The following is an 837-nucleotide window of genomic DNA, read 5'->3' on the forward strand; positions in this document are numbered from 1 at the left end:
CGCGCCTCCAGGCCGTCAGGGGGTCGCGACCAGGGCGCCGGTCAGTCGACCGCGAGCGCCTCCGTCGGCGGGACGCGCATCGCGCGGCGGACGGGCGCGACGGTCGCCACGACCGCGAGGGCCAGGGCACCGACCACCACCACCACGATCGTCTTGGGCGGCATCACCGGCACGATCGGACTGCCGAGCGAACCGAGCAGCGTCTGCCCGCCGATCCACCCGTACACGACGCCGAGCACGAGCCCGGTCAGGACCGCCGCGACGACCATCTGCACGGCCTCGGTCACGATCATCCGCCGGACCTGCGCCCCGGTGAGCCCGAGGACCCGCAGCAGCCCGAGCTCACGGCGGCGCTGCAGGACGCCGAGTGCGAGGGCGTTCACGACCCCGACGGCGGCGATCACGGCGGAGAACCCGACGATGACGCTCACGACGGCGTTGAGCTTGCTGAAGAAGTCCTGCAGCGAGCGGAGCTGTTCCGGGCTGCCGCCCTTGAACTGCGCGTTGAGCTGCGTCTCGAGGACGTGCTGCGTGATGCCGAGCGTCACCGCGAAGGTGACGAGCAGCGTGACCCCGATGACGAGTCCGATGGTCGCACGCGAGGACCGCCCCGGCGCCCGCATGGCGTTCCGACCGGCGAGCAGCACGACCGGGTCGCGTGAGCCGATCCGGCCGATGAGCTGCAGGACGGGGGGCATCACGATCGTGGCACCCACGGCGATCCCGGCGAAGGAGACGAAGCCTCCGAGGGCCGCGGGCAGCACGGCGACGGGCGATGCGGAGCTCCCGACGAGTCCGACGCCCATGAGGACCGCACCGACGACGATGAGGACGACG

The 837-nt window shown here is 72.4% G+C and carries 1 protein-coding gene; it reads right to left on the bottom strand.

All coding sequences use genetic code 11. The features are described from left to right. Nucleotides 1–41: 41 nt before the first annotated feature. Nucleotides 42–837: ABC transporter permease (locus tag BIU96_RS12800; protein WP_175477548.1), on the bottom strand; the 796-nt coding region annotated here is incomplete at its 5' end.

Origin of the sequence: Curtobacterium sp. MCBA15_008, from assembly GCF_001865065.1 — a bacterium.
GTDB lineage: Bacteria > Actinomycetota > Actinomycetes > Actinomycetales > Microbacteriaceae > Curtobacterium.